Annotated in this window: 16 protein-coding genes; 10 read left to right on the forward strand and 6 right to left on the reverse strand. The window is 37.0% G+C overall.

The window, feature by feature from the left end:
- Positions 1-358: 358 nt before the first annotated feature.
- From LIZ98_RS09230 to LIZ98_RS09265, 8 genes are all read left to right on the forward strand, one after another.
- Positions 359-949, forward strand: coding sequence for a lysophospholipid acyltransferase family protein (locus tag LIZ98_RS09230; protein WP_034770467.1), 591 nt, complete (start codon positions 359-361; stop codon positions 947-949).
- Positions 950-1,025: 76 nt separating this feature from the next.
- Positions 1,026-2,018, forward strand: a complete 993-nt coding sequence (locus LIZ98_RS09235) for an NADPH:quinone oxidoreductase family protein (RefSeq protein WP_227139501.1) — start codon at positions 1,026-1,028, stop codon at positions 2,016-2,018.
- A gap of 714 nt (positions 2,019-2,732) precedes the next feature.
- Positions 2,733-4,487 carry an ABC transporter ATP-binding protein gene (locus LIZ98_RS09240; RefSeq protein ID WP_227139502.1) on the forward strand — a complete coding sequence of 585 codons (1,755 nt, stop codon included), beginning with the start codon at positions 2,733-2,735 and terminating at the stop codon, positions 4,485-4,487.
- Positions 4,487-6,229 (forward strand): ABC transporter ATP-binding protein, encoded by a 1,743-nt coding sequence (locus tag LIZ98_RS09245; protein ID WP_255602132.1) that lies wholly within the window; start codon positions 4,487-4,489, stop codon positions 6,227-6,229. The genes LIZ98_RS09240 and LIZ98_RS09245 overlap by 1 nt, the downstream gene beginning before the upstream one ends.
- A 251-nt stretch (positions 6,230-6,480) precedes the next feature.
- Positions 6,481-7,128 carry a phosphatase PAP2 family protein gene (locus tag LIZ98_RS09250; protein ID WP_227203023.1) on the forward strand — a complete coding sequence of 216 codons (648 nt, stop codon included), beginning with the start codon at positions 6,481-6,483 and terminating at the stop codon, positions 7,126-7,128.
- Positions 7,129-7,183: 55 nt separating this feature from the next.
- Positions 7,184-7,825: an NUDIX hydrolase gene (locus tag LIZ98_RS09255; RefSeq protein ID WP_034770460.1), complete on the forward strand. Its 642-nt coding sequence runs from the start codon at positions 7,184-7,186 to the stop codon at positions 7,823-7,825.
- 285 nt (positions 7,826-8,110) lie between these two features.
- Positions 8,111-8,413, forward strand: a complete 303-nt coding sequence (locus tag LIZ98_RS09260) for an iron-sulfur cluster assembly accessory protein (RefSeq protein ID WP_034770459.1) — start codon at positions 8,111-8,113, stop codon at positions 8,411-8,413.
- A 121-nt stretch (positions 8,414-8,534) separates the two neighbouring features.
- Complete coding sequence (locus LIZ98_RS09265) at positions 8,535-9,176, forward strand: ribonuclease H1 domain-containing protein (protein WP_227139504.1); 642 nt, start codon at positions 8,535-8,537, stop codon at positions 9,174-9,176.
- A 224-nt stretch (positions 9,177-9,400) separates the two neighbouring features.
- Here LIZ98_RS09265 and motB read toward each other — a convergent pair whose 3' ends face one another.
- Both motB and motA read right to left on the reverse strand, forming a co-directional pair.
- Complete coding sequence (motB, locus tag LIZ98_RS09270) at positions 9,401-10,168, reverse strand: flagellar motor protein MotB (RefSeq protein ID WP_227139505.1); 768 nt, start codon at positions 10,166-10,168, stop codon at positions 9,401-9,403.
- Entirely contained in the window at positions 10,155-10,955 is an 801-nt protein-coding gene (gene motA, locus LIZ98_RS09275) for a flagellar motor stator protein MotA (protein ID WP_227139506.1), read from the reverse strand. Before motA ends, motB begins: the two co-directional genes overlap by 14 nt.
- A gap of 290 nt (positions 10,956-11,245) precedes the next feature.
- Between motA and LIZ98_RS09280 the strand changes: the two genes are divergently transcribed.
- Entirely contained in the window at positions 11,246-12,001 is a 756-nt protein-coding gene (locus LIZ98_RS09280; RefSeq protein WP_108898111.1) for an exodeoxyribonuclease III, read from the forward strand.
- 196 nt (positions 12,002-12,197) lie between these two features.
- Positions 12,198-13,040 carry a DegV family protein gene (locus LIZ98_RS09285; RefSeq protein WP_108898110.1) on the forward strand — a complete coding sequence of 281 codons (843 nt, stop codon included), beginning with the start codon at positions 12,198-12,200 and terminating at the stop codon, positions 13,038-13,040.
- 43 nt (positions 13,041-13,083) lie between these two features.
- Here the strand turns inward: LIZ98_RS09285 and LIZ98_RS09290 are convergent, their stop codons facing one another.
- The 4 genes from LIZ98_RS09290 to LIZ98_RS09305 form a co-directional block, all read right to left on the reverse strand.
- Positions 13,084-14,196: a CAP-associated domain-containing protein gene (locus LIZ98_RS09290; RefSeq protein ID WP_227139507.1), complete on the reverse strand. Its 1,113-nt coding sequence runs from the start codon at positions 14,194-14,196 to the stop codon at positions 13,084-13,086.
- Positions 14,197-14,525: 329 nt separating this feature from the next.
- Positions 14,526-14,675 carry a sporulation protein YjcZ gene (yjcZ, locus tag LIZ98_RS09295; RefSeq protein ID WP_216407854.1) on the reverse strand — a complete coding sequence of 50 codons (150 nt, stop codon included), beginning with the start codon at positions 14,673-14,675 and terminating at the stop codon, positions 14,526-14,528.
- A 153-nt stretch (positions 14,676-14,828) separates the two neighbouring features.
- Positions 14,829-14,927, reverse strand: coding sequence for a YjcZ family sporulation protein (locus tag LIZ98_RS09300; RefSeq protein WP_072012683.1), 99 nt, complete (start codon positions 14,925-14,927; stop codon positions 14,829-14,831).
- A 189-nt stretch (positions 14,928-15,116) separates the two neighbouring features.
- On the reverse strand, positions 15,117-15,356 hold the full coding sequence (locus tag LIZ98_RS09305; protein ID WP_034770449.1) for a YppG family protein: 240 nt from the start codon (positions 15,354-15,356) through the stop codon (positions 15,117-15,119).
- Positions 15,357-15,748: the final 392 nt, after the last annotated feature.

The raw sequence follows: 15,748 nt of genomic DNA on the forward strand, positions 1-15,748 counted from the left end.
TCCGTTTGAATTGTCCCATAGAGCCGTTCTATGAGACATTTTTGTTTGACTTTCCAAGGGATTTGTCCCATAGAAAGAGATTCGGCCACTCCAATGAACCATTTCTGCTCTATTTTCAGAGCTTTTTGTCCAATAGGAATTAAACTCCGACTCTTAGAAAATATTCTGGCAAGTTTGGCTCTGCAGTAATGAGATATATTTCGACCGCTTGCTGGTTACCCAGGCAAAATAAAGTTAAGCTGAATCCTACCATTTCCCCATTTCCACTTCATAAAGAAGAAATATTTTGTTATTCTATGTTTATATCATAAAGTATCCATTTTTATTTATTATGTGTTTTTTCAGGGAGTGACCTCTTTTGTATTCTTTTTTAGGAAAAATTGCAGCGTTTATATTAAAGGTTTTTTCGAAAATAACGGTAAAAAACCTTGATAATCTTCCGAAAGATACTGGTTTTATTATTGCTTGTAATCATATCGGTTGGGTTGATATTGTCGGGTTGGGTGTAGCCTTGTTACCGCGACAAATTCATTTTATGGCCAAGAAGGAATTATTCAAACGAAAACCAGTCGCCAAATTTTTAACGTCTTTAAATGCCTTTCCGGTTGACCGAAAAAATCCCGGGACAAGCAGCATAAAAACACCTGTGAAATTATTGAAGGAAGGAAATATTGTCGGTATTTTCCCGAGTGGAACAAGAAATGATCATGCGCCAATTAAAAGGGGTGCGGTGACGATCGCCAATTTGGCAAAAGTCCCGATTGTCCCTTGTGCCTATTCGGGTCCAACTAATATAAAAGATGTGTTAAAAAGGAAAAAAATAAATATCATCATCGGGGAACCAATGACAATTTCTGTTAAAGGAAAAGAGGAGCTATTACAGAAAACGGACGAACTTTCCAAACAGATACATAAACTGGAAACAGAAATCATATCGATAAAGAAGTAAACCAAAAGTTAATGATTTCACAATGTAATATTGGTAGAATAAGAAGGTAAATAATTTATTAGGGTGTGAAGGGGAAATGGAATCTTTTAAAGCATTGGTAGTTGATAAATTAAACAACGAAACAAAGCTATCGATTCAAGATTTAACATTGAATGATCTTCCGGATGGTGATGTTGTCATCGATGTTCATTATTCGAGTGTGAACTATAAGGATGGATTAGCAACAGTTCCAAATGGCGGTGTTGTTCGCAATTATCCATTTGTTCCCGGTATCGATCTGGCAGGAATTGTTCGTGATTCACAAGATCCCCGTTATAAACCGGGAGATGAAGTCATTATTACCGGATATGATTTAGGCGTAAATCATTTCGGCGGTTACAGTGAAGTGGCCCGTGTTCCGGGGGATTGGATTGTCTCGCTTCCAAACGGACTTACCTTAAAAGAAGCAATGGCCATTGGGACGGCCGGTTTTACAGCTGCACTCTCCATCCATCGTTTGGAAGAAAATGGATTAACAAGTGAAAAAGGTCCGGTGCTTGTAACCGGTGCTACAGGCGGTGTCGGCAGCAGTGCTGTTTCCATGTTAAGTAAATTGGGCTATAAGGTTACTGCCAGTTCGAGAAAAGCAAATGAACAAGATTATTTACTGCAAATTGGAGCTTCCGAAATAATAACCCCGGAAGAACTTACAAATCCGAAAAACCGTCCTCTTTTGAAACAAAGATGGGCCGCTTGTGTGGATCCGGTTGCAGGCAGCTATTTACCGGCCGTCCTCGCGTCCATTCAATATGGCGGATCTGTTGCTGTAAGCGGTTTGACAGGAGGAAATAATTTTACAAGCACTGTATTCCCGTTTATTTTAAGAGGTGTCAATCTTCTCGGTATTGATTCTGTTTTTTGTCCGATGGAAACAAGACTTGCGATTTGGGAGCGGTTAGCCGGGGAAATGAAACCGAATCAGTTGTTGGAGTCGATTGCCAATGAAGTTACATTAGAACAATTACCGGAAATTTGTAAAAAGATTTTAAACGGAGAATTGAAAGGTCGTACAATCGTTACATTGAAATAATAAATAGACGATTGCAGATTCTGAAAAAACATACCATCGTTAGTAGAAGCAATTGGCGAATCACCAATTGCTTTTTATAACGCTGCTTTTTATTCAAAAAGCAAGAGACCTAATGAAAAAATATTTGCAAATGGTGATTGACATTAAATTGGCTATAATGGTATGATTCAATAAGGTTAAAAAAATCAAAAAGTAGAAGGGAGGTTATGGTCATGATGAATAGAACATATTTTGTTAAACGAAACCAAGTTAATATGATCATAGCCTGCTCTTTTTTCAAAAATCATTTTCACTTTGCATGAAAATATTTTTCAAAATATATTGATAATAACAAAGGCGCAGGTTTATGAAGTATGCGTCTTTTCTTGTTCGGGCACCGTGCATCCGTACTAAGGGCGTAGGGTGCTCTTTTTTGACTCAAAAAAATTGGAAAAACTTGGGTGTAACAGAGAACTGTTAACATAGATCATTTTCTAAAAGGATTTACTCCCGGATAGAAACTTGAATATATACGGTGAATTTTGCCAATATTTACTAACCTTTGGCAAAGAAAATTCCAGTGTTCAATCTATCCAATGGGTGTGTTCATTTGGAAAAGGAAAATTTAAGATTGGGGAGATGTTTTATGCGTGTAAAAACATTAATCATGATGAAAAGTTTAGATCTTGAAGGCGGATAGTGAAAATTTTACAACAGTTGAGGAGTTGACAGACATTGTTTAGTGTACTAGTGAAATTAAAATGGTTTTTTAAAGAATATTGGAAAAGGTATTTTGTCGCTGTTTTTTTACTGATTATTGCCAACTTTATCGAAGTGATTCCACCGATGATGATTGGTTCAGTGGTTGATGATATATTTCTTGGCGGCATGACCGGTGAAAAACTAACATTTTATCTTGTTTCCTTAACCGGACTGGCCATATTAAATTATTTGATTAGTTACAAATGGCAATATAATTTATTTGGTGGGGCTTTTGTCGTAGAAAAGATATTACGCTCCAAACTGATGAATCATTTGCTTAAGATGTCACCAACGTTTTATGAAAAGAATCGAACCGGTGACTTGATGGCACGAGCAACAAATGATTTGCGATCCGTTTCTGTTACTGCCGGATTCGGTATTTTGACATTAGTGGATTCGACTTTATATATGCTGACGATTCTCTTCATGATGGGATTTCTGGTATCATGGAAACTCACATTCGTCAGTATCATTCCTTTACCGTTTTTAGCAATCGCAATGAAAATTTTAGGGGATAAAATTCATCATCACTATACCATTGCTCAAGATGCGTTTGGTGAAATGAATGATCGCGTCCTTGAATCTATATCAGGTGTCCGTGTCATCCGTGCTTACAGTCAAGAAAGGGCAGAGGAAAAACTATTTGAAAAAATGACTAATGATGTTTACCGGAAAAATCTTGTCGTTGAAAAAATTGATGCCTTCTTTTTCCCAATTTCACGGATAGCTACCGGGTTAAGCTACTGTATTAGCTTATCTTTTGGTGCCTATTTGGTCATGCACCAACAAATTACGCTTGGTGAGCTCGTTTCATTTAATGTTTATCTCGGAATGTTGACATGGCCGATGTACGCAATCGGGGAATTGATTAATGTTATGCAGCGCGGTAATGCTTCTTTGGATCGGGTTCAAGAAACGCTTAATTACCATGAGGATGTCCCGGATCCTGACAAACCGGTTACAGTAGAAAATTTATCCGATATTGCATTCGAGCACGTTAGCTTTCAATATCCATCATCGAATGAAAAGAATTTACAAGATCTTTCACTCCATATCCGTCAAGGGGAGACGATTGGTATTGTCGGGAAAACCGGGAGCGGGAAAACTACATTTATTAAACAAATTTTGCGTGAATATCCGCTTGGGGAAGGAAAGTTGCTATTATCCGGCGTTCCTATTCGTTTGCAGAAAAAACAAGATATTCGGAATTGGATCGGTTATGTTCCGCAAGATACTTTTTTATTCTCAAGATCAATTAAGGAAAATATTTTATTCGGCAACCAACATGCAACCGAAGAGGAAATGATGAAAGCCATTGAACTGGCGGATTTCACTAAAGATTTATCTATGTTGCCTGAAGGGTTAAATACACTTGTCGGTGAAAAAGGTGTCGCCTTGTCAGGGGGTCAGAAGCAGAGGATATCCATTGCCCGGGCGCTGATTAAAAACCCGGAAATTCTCATTCTTGATGATGCGCTTTCTGCTGTAGACGGGAAGACAGAAGCGAAAATTATTCAAAATTTACGCGAAGAGCGAACCGGAAAAACAACCATTATTACGACGCATCGCCTTTCAGCTGTAGAACATGCGCACTGGATTATCGTCCTGGATGAAGGAAAAGTCGTCGAGGCAGGCACCCATGGAGCATTACTAAATAAAGGCGGATGGTATAAAGAACAATTTGACCTTCAACAAATAAAATCGATTGCCGGGGAGGTGAATATATAATGGTTGGCAGACGTTTATTTCAATATGCCATGTACTTTAAAAAGATCATTTTTACTGCACTTTTTATGTTAACAATTGCCGTAACAGCAGAAGTACTTAGTCCGTTTGTTGCGAAAATTATTATCGATGATCATATCATGGCAAACCAACCTGATATCCCGACAATTATCAAGCTGATTGTCCTTTATTTTAGTTTATTTGTTATTGCCGGGATATTCAATTATGGTCAATATTACTTTTTACAAAAAGCGGCGAATCGAATCATTGAAAGAATGCGGAATGAATTATTCCGGAAGATTCAAACATTGCCAATTTCGTATTTTGATAACTTACCGGCAGGAAAAATAGTCGCTCGAATTACAAACGATACGGAAGCGATTCGTGATTTGTATGTAGCTGTTTTGTCGAACTTTTTTACCAGTATTGTGCAAATGATTGGAATCTTCATTGCTATGTTTATTCTTGATGCAAAACTTGCTCTTATTTTTACCCTCATTATCCCTGTCATGGTCATTTGGATGATGATTTACAGGAAGTATGCGGCAAAGTATAACCATGTGATACGTTCGAAAATTAGTGAAATCAATGCGATGATTAATGAATCGATTAAAGGAATGCCGATTATCCAAGCATTTAATCGGGAAGATGCGACCCGAGATGAATTCGAGACTTTGAATCAAACTCATTTTCAATATCAAAATAAACTATTGATATTAAACTCGTTATCTTCAGGGAATTTAGTTGGCACTATAAAAGCCATTGTCTTCGTTGCATTTATCTGGTATTTCGGCGGCGATGCAATTTCCACCCGTACGAATTTGACGGTTGGTGTGTTGTATGCCTATGTAGACTATATTAACCGGCTCTTCAATCCGATCCATAATATTGTTAATCAGTTTAGTAATTTAGAAGCTTCATTGGTGGCAGGCGAACGCGTCTTTCGCTTATTGGACGAAAAGGGAACCCCGGTAAGTGATGAAAAAATACCTCGCTATCAAGGAAATGTCCAATTTAACCATGTGTACTTTGCTTATAAAGAAAAAGAATATGTGTTAAAGGATATTCATTTCCAAGCGAGTCATGGTGAAACAGTTGCATTTGTCGGTCATACCGGTTCCGGAAAAAGTTCGATTATGAATTTATTGTTTCGATTTTACGACCCAAGTCGTGGGGAGATTTTGATTGATGGAAAAAATATTATGGATTTCCCGAAACAAACGATCCGTGAACATATGGCCATCGTGTTACAAGAACCGTTTTTATTTACGGGGACGATTTTTTCAAATATTACTATGAATGATCCGAAAATTACGAGGGAGGACGCAGAAGCTGCATTGCGGGCTGTTGGTGCTGATTTCGTTTTTAACCAATTGGAACACGGCTTGGATGAACCGGTCCTCGAAAAAGGAAGTACGCTATCATCCGGCCAGCGCCAATTAATCTCTTTTGCCCGTGCCCTTGCTTTCAATCCGGCAATCTTGATTTTGGATGAAGCAACTTCGAATATTGATACAGAAACGGAAAGCGTCATCCAACAAGCAATGGAAGTGTTAAAACAAGGTCGGACGACATTCATCATTGCTCACAGGCTCTCGACGATTAAAAACGCTGATCAAATTTTAGTTCTTGACCGTGGTATGATCGTTGAAAAAGGGAATCACGAAGAATTGATGGAGCAAAAAGGGAAGTATTACCAAATGTATCAGATCCAACAAGGAGTGGCAATGGAACATGTCAGGTAAACAATCTGTTCAACAACCAATGCCCCTGCCAAATCGTAATCAACGAAGAAGATGGGAGACGAGCTAACCTTATATGTCCGATTTGTTCGGCCGGGTAAGGTGTTGCTTTTCCCACATGGATTTGTGTCCATTAGCGGAATTCCGACTATTTGATTTTAATAGGTTGCCATAAAAGTTTGTATGACTGGCAACCTTTTTTCTTTTGCGATATGATAATGGTAATTCAGAAAAAAACATGCAGGAGTTTCTTTATGATCGGGAATAAATGTCCATATAGACTAAGTATCATTATTTTTATTTTTTTCTTCAGTTTTCTGTTCGTGACCCTGTTTGTACAAACCGGGAAGATTGAAAAATTTGATTTATCGATTATTCATTTTGTTCAAGGGTTTGAAACACCGTTGTTAACTTCAATTATGTTGTTTTTTACCAAAATCGGTTCATTTCCTATCGTTACCCTCCTTTTTCTATTAATTTCTTTATTCTTGTATTTTGTTTTTCATCATCGCAGTGAACTGGTTTTGTTTGCGGTTGTCATTGCCGGCACACTAGTAATCAACCGGTTATTAAAGGAATATTTTGAGCGGGTAAGACCGGATATTCACCGGTTGATAGAAATAGGCGGTTACAGTTTTCCGAGCGGGCATGCCATGACAGCTTTTTCTGTTTATACGATATTGGCTTTTCTTTTCTGGCGCCATATTTCAACACGTTTCGGTCGCATCATGTTGCTTATTTTTAGTGCATTATTTATTTTCATGATCGGTATAAGTCGAATTTATCTGGGTGTGCATTACCCGAGTGATATTCTCGGCGGTTATTTTGTCAGCGGTATGTGGTGTACATTGGCAATCGGTTTTTTTCAAAAGTATAAAAATAGGAATCATGCCAAGGATTAGCTTTATTGGGAGTGGGAAGGGGAGACCCAGGAAATTGGAAGGGGGAATTTCAAATATGGATTTAAAACAAATATTTACAAGGATTCAAAATCATCATTCTGCCATGTTAGGAAAAGAACATTACCGAGCGTTCGGAATTTTAGTCCCACTTATTCAAATAGATGGACAAATTCACCTTTTATTTGAAGTACGATCATTACAGTTGAAAAGACAGCCTGGTGAAATTTGCTTTCCGGGTGGAGGGGTTGAAAAATATGATCCTACTCCACAAGATACGGCAATTCGTGAAACTGCCGAAGAACTTGGCATTGAAAAAGATTCAATTTCATGTGTTTATCCATTAGACTTTTTTGTTCAGTCAATGGATGGAAGAATCATTTATCCTTATGTAGGTTTTATCGATAATATAGAGAAAATAAAACCAAATCCTGATGAGGTGAAGGAAATCTTTACCGTACCAATCGAATATTTAAGAGACATGAAACCGGAAGAACATCGACTAACCTTTCAAGTCCAACTTGGTGAAGACTTCCCTTATCACCTCATACCTGGCGGGAAAAACTATTCGTGGAAAACGCGGGAAATCGTTGAATATTTTTATTTCTATAAGGACTATGTGATTTGGGGTTTGACAGCCAATATTTTACGTCATTTCTTATCCATTGTTTATGAACAGGATAATGGAGAGAAAAAATAAGTTCCGAAAAAGTTATTATGGATGATTTCACGAAAAGATTTGCATAAACGATGTTTCTTAAACGACCAATACGAAACGTTAAGCGTTACTTTTCGGGTATTAACCATTGTATCTTTTTCGTCATTATGTTTAAATAGTCACGTACCTGTGTACATTTGGATAGGTAAAGAACATTTCAATCTCTTGCAACAGAAGAAAGCGAAGTAATGGATTCGCAGCTTCCCTTGTAAAACTTGATAAATACCACGTATCCAAAAAACATAATCAATAAAGGAGTGTCTACATATGAAATGCAAAATTAACCGGAATGCGGCAAAAGTACTAAAGAAACAATTGGAGTCCGAAGAAGCACAAGGGAAAATGGTTCGTGTCTATGTGACTCATGAACACGGTGATCATGTTCATTATGGATTAACGTTTGATACACCAACGGAGCATGATGAAATTGTTAAAACGGACAAAGATATTGATGTTTTACTGGATAAAAGAAATGATTGGTTAGATGGTGTCTGGATTCAATACTTTTATGTTCCTGAAGAAGGATTTGTCATTACTAATCCGACAAAAGGCGGACATCACCATCACTAAATGATAAATATACTTTCAAAAGGCTCTGTTAACCACTACTATTTGAAGTTTCCCTGTATTCGTCACAGGTTGAAGCACTCGGTTTAACAGAGTTTTTTAAAAAAATTTATTGGGGGGAGTTATGGCTACAAAAAAATATTATGTCGTTTGGAAAGGTACCAACACAGGTATTTTCACTTCATGGGATGACTGTAAACGAAATGTTCAAGGAGTTCCGGGTGCGAAATACAAATCATTCCCATCACTAAAAGAGGCAGAAATTGCTTTTCAAAGCGGTTGGCAAGCATATTACGGGGAAAACACAAAAAGTGACAAGAAAGCAAAGGCAAGAATACAGACGAACATTCAACAGAATCATGATTATATTGAAGACAGTATCGCCGTCGATGCGGCATGCAGCGGGAATCCGGGTCCAATGGAATATAAAGGCGTTTGTCTAAAAACCGGTCAAACATTATTTCACTTTGGTCCAATCATAGGAACGAATAATATCGGTGAATTTCTGGCCATTGTCCACGCCCTCGGATTTTTACAAAAGAAAAATTTGTCCATTCCGATTTATTCCGATTCGCAAATTGCCATCAAATGGGTAAAAATGAAAAAAGCAAATACAAATTTACCGTTAACCAAGGAAACAGAACAAGTATGGAATTTAATCAAACGCGGAGAACAATGGTTGCAAACACATTCCTATGCCAATCCAATTATTAAATGGGAGACGAAACTTTGGGGAGAGAACAAAGCCGATTTTGGCAGGAAATAAATAGATTGATATTTTATTCCCTATGTACTTGTTTTTTCGGAAAAACGAACAGCCGGTGGGGGATATTATACTTCCCCCACGGATTGAAATGTCACTTTGTTACCTAGTTATTCAACAATACTATCTTTCCGGGTCATCTTTTTCCAGTTTGTACAATCTGAAGGGATGACCTCTTTTTTTTCCAGTTAATTGAGGGACATTGAAAAAAGTAACGAACATGGCCCTCAATTTTGCTCGGTTTTTCCATTCGGTAAGATAAGTACTTCAACCCGCCGATTTTTCGCTTTTCCTTCCTCGGTATCATTGGAAGCAATCGGTTGAAATTCACCAAATCCTTTCGCACTAAACATTCTTGGATCAAGCTGGTCATTTTCTAAAATGATTTTCATAAAATTGACGGCACGCATGACACTAAGCTCCCAGTTTGATGAAAAATTAGAATTCTGGATCGGAACATTGTCCGTGTGCCCGCTAATAATGACGTTGTGCGGCGGGTCAATGACGAGCAAGTCGCTGATTTCTTTTGCAACAGCAATATCTTCTTCACGCACTTCAGCACTTCCGGAATCAAACAAAACACTGTCATTAATTGTAACAAGAAGCCCCTCGCTCGTTAACGAAGTTTTTAGCTGACCGGTTAGCCCTTTTTCCAAAATGTACTGGTTGACTCGCTCTTGAGTAGCACTTAAAGTAGTTTGTTCGTCTACCGGTACTTGGGTCTGTTCTTTTTCCTTCTCTAATTTTTCCTTCGTTTCATCTGCCAGCTCTTCACCATTTTTTTGTTCAATACTTTCGTAGTCAACAATCCCTGTTCCTCCTGTAAAAATTTCGCTAAATACCTTTGACATGGACTGGAATTTTTGTGCATCTACCGCACTCGATGCAAACAATACAATAAATAAGGCAAGTAATAAAGTCATTAAATCCGAGTATGGTAACAGCCAAGTTTCATTAAATTCGTGCTCGCCCTTTTCCTTTTTACGCCTGCTCATTTTTCGGTTCCCTGCCTTCTTCTAAAAAATTTTGCCGCTCATCAGTCGGTAAAAAGGATGAAAGTTTCTGCTCAATTTCTTTCGGTGTTTCTCCTTGAAGAATGGAGAGGATTCCCTCAATCATCAACAATTTCATACGAACTTCCAGCTTTGATTTCCGACGTAATTTATTGGCAAACGGGTTCCAGAGTATATACCCGGTGAAAATACCGAGTAAAGTAGCGATAAAGGCAGCACTAATGGCATGCCCCAATTTCTCTGTATCACTCATATCGCCGAGAGCGGCAATTAAACCAACGACCGCTCCAAGAACCCCAAGCGTCGGTGCGTATGTTCCTGCTTGGGAAAAGATTTGCGCTCCAACAGCATGACGTTCTTCCATGGCATCAATTTCTTCCAACAAAACATCACGAATATAATCGGGCGTCTTTCCATCAATTGCCATACCCATTCCATTTTTTAAAAAAGGGTCATCGATTTCTTCTAGCTTTTTTTCTAATACCAGTATACCTTCCTTTCTTGCAATTTGTGACCATTCCGAAAACAACTTAATTGCTTCGGTCATCTTTATACTCTTTTGTTCAGTAAAAAGTATTTTAAATAACTTTGGAATATTTTTTAATTCACTCATTGGAAAAGCGATTGTAACAGCAGCTATTGTACCTAACAAAATTATTAAAAATGCGGCAGGATTGTTTAAAGCAACAATATCGACACCTTTTAAAACCATTCCAACGCCGATTGCAATAAATCCAAAAATAATACCAAGTAATGAAGTTTTATCCATTTAAATCACCTATCTACCATCATTTTTGCCCAAATTATCAAATTGATAAAAAGTCATTTCATATTCAGACATGTACTTTATATTTGATTTCAGGCTAATATACTATCTCACTTTTTATCGACATTTTTTTACAAAATTTAATAGCAGGTAAAAAAATAATGTTTTTTCGCCTAAAATACAGAAGAAATTAAGAAAATTTATGATTTCGTGCACCTGACATACAAATCCGCCCATATGTATGATAGAATAATAAAATATTAGGTCAAGATTTAATAGAATGGAGTTTGTTTATGAAACTAGTAAGTTGGAATGTCAACGGTCTAAGAGCTTGTGTGAAAAAAGGCTTTTTGGAATATTTTCATGACATAGATGCAGATATTTTTTGTATACAAGAAACCAAATTACAAGAGGGCCAGATTGACGTTGATTTACCGGGATACTTACAATATTGGAACTACGCCGAAAAGAAAGGGTATTCCGGAACAGCTGTGTTTACAAAATATAAACCATTGACGGTTTCATATGGTTTTTCTCCGGAAGAAAGTGAGCGAGAAGGAAGAATCATTACCTTGGAGTATGAGAATTTTTACTTAGTGAATGTATATACGCCAAATTCACAGCGAGATTTGGCAAGATTGAAGTTTCGCTTAGAATGGGAAGATAAGCTGAAGAAATATCTATTGGCATTAAATGAAAAGAAGCCTGTGGTGTACTGTGGTGATTTAAATGTTGCCCATCAGGAGATCGATTTGAAAAACGCTAAGTCCAATATCGGTAATTCCGGATTCACGAATGAAGAGCGAGAAAAAATGACGAGTTTACTGGCATCTGGATTTATTGATACATTTCGTTATTTACATCCGGATGCGGTCGACCATTATACTTGGTGGAGCTATATGAACAAAGTCCGGGAAAGAAATATCGGGTGGCGTATTGATTATTTTATTGTTTCAGAAAGTATCAAAGAAAAAATCGTAAATGCCGACATTCATTCACATGTATTAGGAAGTGACCATTGTCCGATTTTGTTAGAAATCGACCTGTAATATTTCCTTCGTATTGCCAATATTTTTCATCTAAAAGGGAATTGTGTTAAAATTACGAAGTGTTATTCTTTTTTAGAATGCTTTTCTAGGAATAATAAGACTAGTAGAAAGATTGAACAGTTTATTTCCTATTTTTGTGATGATTTTGAAAACTATTTAAGTTTATATACAACAAATTGAAAGGAAAGAAAGCTGTATGAAAAAAATTAAAATAACATGTGACCGTACGGCCGATCTTCCCGAAGAATATCTTACTCAAAATGATATTGAAACGATTCCTCTCTATATTATTTTAGAAGATAAAACCTATCGGGACGGAATCGATATTGCGCCTGATGATATTTATTCCTATGCGGAACGGACAGGAAAACTACCTAAAACGGCAGCTGCCTCAGTACAAAATTATTTTGATATATTCTCAAAATGTGAATCCTATGATGCCGTTATTCATATTAGCCTGGGCGGGAATTTTTCCAGCTCTTATCAAAATGCATACTTGGCTTCTCAAGAGTTTCATAACGTACATGTGATTAATTCGGACAATTTATCAACCGGAACCGGTCATATCGTTATGGAAGCTGTTCATTTAGTAGAACAAGGAATGGAAGTTAAAAGTATTATAAGAACATTAACAGAACTCGTTCCTAAAGTGGAAGCCAGTTTTGTCATCGATACGCTTGATTATTTGAAAATGGGGGGCAGATGTTCCGCTATTACTGCTTTTAGTGCAAACTTATTAAATATTAAACCTTGTATTGAAGTCATTAACGGGAAGATGGATGTGGGAAAAAAATATCGCGGACGCTTTGAAAAATCAATTGAAAAATATGTGGTTGACCGTTTGAAAGATCGAAACGACATTGTCCCGGACCGTATTTTTATTACCCATTCCGGATGCTCTGAGGATACTATTAAGCGAGTACATGAATTAATTAACCAGCATCAAAAATTTGAAGAAATTATCATCACGAAGGCATCTTGCACGATTTCCAGCCATTGCGGCCCCAATACACTTGGCATTCTTTTTAAAAGAATATAGAGGCACGACTTTCAAGCGGTGCCTCTTTTAATAAATTTGTTTATTATTTGGCATAGAAGTTTTCCGTATAATAAGGTTCAGCATTTGTGTTGAAAGCAACTCCCACACCTAAGTATTCATAATCCTTTTCAAGAATATTTTTTCGGTGACCTAGCGAATTCAATAATCCTTCATGGGCGAAGATACTGCTAAATTGGCCATATGCTAAGTTTTCTCCAGCAAGAATAAAAGTAATCTGGTCCGCTGTCATCCGATCGAATGGATCTTGTCCTTTGGGATTTGTATGGCTGAAATAAGCATTAGCCGCCATATCATCGCTATGCTTCCGGGCGGTTATGCGAACACGTTCATCCCAAGTTAATGGGCTTAGATTGTGTTTAACCCGTTCCGCATTCGTTAAATCAAATAGTTGATATTCAAAACCTTCCTTTAAAGCTTGGCTTCCATCGGTATACATGTCAGCCCGTTCATTTTCAAGGGATTCACTAATGATTTGGATAGCTGTAACGGTATTATTTTCATGTATATCATAGAAGATTGTAATGTAACTGTTATCCTTGTGAAAAATATCGTATTCGCGGTCTTCAGGAAGATTGTAGCGAACAACACCTTTTTGAATGCTTGTAAGCGGTTCTGTTCTCATCTTACTTAATACTTCTTCTTTTCCGGTGCCAATGCCAATACCGTTTGTTGATGATATTAAATTTTGATTCGTAAATAATCCGGCAACTTTCCCATCTTTATTATAGGCAACCATGAAAAAGTTTTGATAGTTTTCATGATAAGTATGCCAGTTTGTATGATATTCATTTAAACTGATTCTCTTCGGTTGCCCGTACATATTTTCTACATCTTGTTTTGACGAGCCTAATTCAACATTTGCTATCGAAAAGGTTTGTTGTTCCGGTGCATTTAATGTGATTTCTTCGGCTTTATCATTGTTCTTGGGGTCATCTTCGGTCATTTCATTTATGGAATCGGTTATCCCGTATATAATGTCATTTATGTCTTCTTTTATTTCCGACAAGTTAATTTGATCTGTTAAATCTGATATTCCTTCTTTAAGTTGGTCAATAAATGAATTGGTCTCTTGGTCAGCGTTATTAGTGAAAGAAAATAATAATACTAGTGCAGCAATTATTAAAATAACCCGCATATTTTGTCCACTCCTTTCAATCCTTTTACCCAAGCTCGTTTGGTAAAAGACTCGGACGCCATGACTACTCAAGCTTTTCTTTTCTAATTATAACAGAAATGATTAGGTAAACCGCAAAGATGAGCGATTATAAATTTATAGAGGTAATATGAATTCTACAAGTTTTTTATTCGAATAGGGAAACCAAACGGAACCATTTGCTTTCTCTTTAAATTTGTACATAATACCATAGGTTAAAATATCTAGCAAATGGATGAATTAACCAAAAGAAAAACGGTGTGAGATTAGTTTCTCAGCACCGTTTTTTTTCACTAAATTTTGTTATCAACTTACAGCCAAGCAGCACCTACAATAATCAATAGGATGAATAAAACTACGATCAGGGCGAACCATCTTCCACCACCAAAACCGTAGCCGCCACCGTAGCCGCCGCCGTAGCCACCGTAGCCATATCCTCCATGGCATCCGTAAAAGCCCATTCAAATCCCTCCATTCGTGTAATAAAAATATTCTTTACTTGGAATTGTGTTGTTCATCATTCGTGACAGTCCATTCCTGTAATGACCAACAAACGCTAGTCATTCTCCAGAAACAAAGGACAATGAATAATCAATCAAAGTCCTTTATTTTACTTACCAAATGTACGCTGAACCAACGATGATTAATAGGATAAACAACACAACAATCAAGGCAAATCCTGCACCATATCCTCCTGCTGTTGGAGCACTCATCAATAAACACCTCCATGTTTATTTGTTAGCAGTATATGTATTAACCTGCAAATTGACTAGTCATCTGTCCCTGATTCATAAAATTGGGCAATTACCTATAAGAAATGTTTAATGGAAAAGAGAAGGATAATAAAAGATCTGTTCTTCACAACAGAACAGACCTTAAATTTAAATTATTTGAAAAGTATATCATTTCGGTCGAACTTTTTTTACAATGGATGCCATCTGTTTAACTAATGGATCAGCTTGTTTGACTATTTTATTCACTTGCCCGATGGATTGGGAAATTTTATCAAAATCCCAGTGACCATCATTTGTTTTAAAGTAATCAAAAAATATCTGAGAAGAAGGTTTATTAACATGTTGAACAGGGAAAAAAGGATTTCTTGGCCGCCGTGGTCCTAGTGGTCCCTGGTTATATGGAAACATGGTTCTCCCTCCTTTCAAAATGTCAGAAACTGATGACGATACTTTATTTATATTTCTTTGCCGATCATTTGGTAAAGGCATTCGTCTTGCTTTGGTATTTGAAATATTTTATCGATTTTGGATTACTGCTTGTTGCATAGTTAATTAACGGAGCAGCATAACAATGAATGAAAAAAAACTCATCATCCGAATTTCTTCTAAACATATACCGTCAAAAGTTCCACCTTTAAAAATTTTTTATCCTCCGATTGCTTTACTACATTTTTCGGTTCAGGTAGAATAACAATATGCATGAAAAGATAAGGGCGATTGCGATTCACATAGCTGGAAAACTTGTGAGTTATAAAAGAACACAGATTTTTCCGGGAATCAAAAGTTTAAGGGAAGGTCAC

Source organism: Caldibacillus sp. 210928-DFI.2.18, assembly GCF_020554505.1.
GTDB classification, from domain to species: domain Bacteria; phylum Bacillota; class Bacilli; order Bacillales; family Caldibacillaceae; genus Caldifermentibacillus; species Caldifermentibacillus hisashii.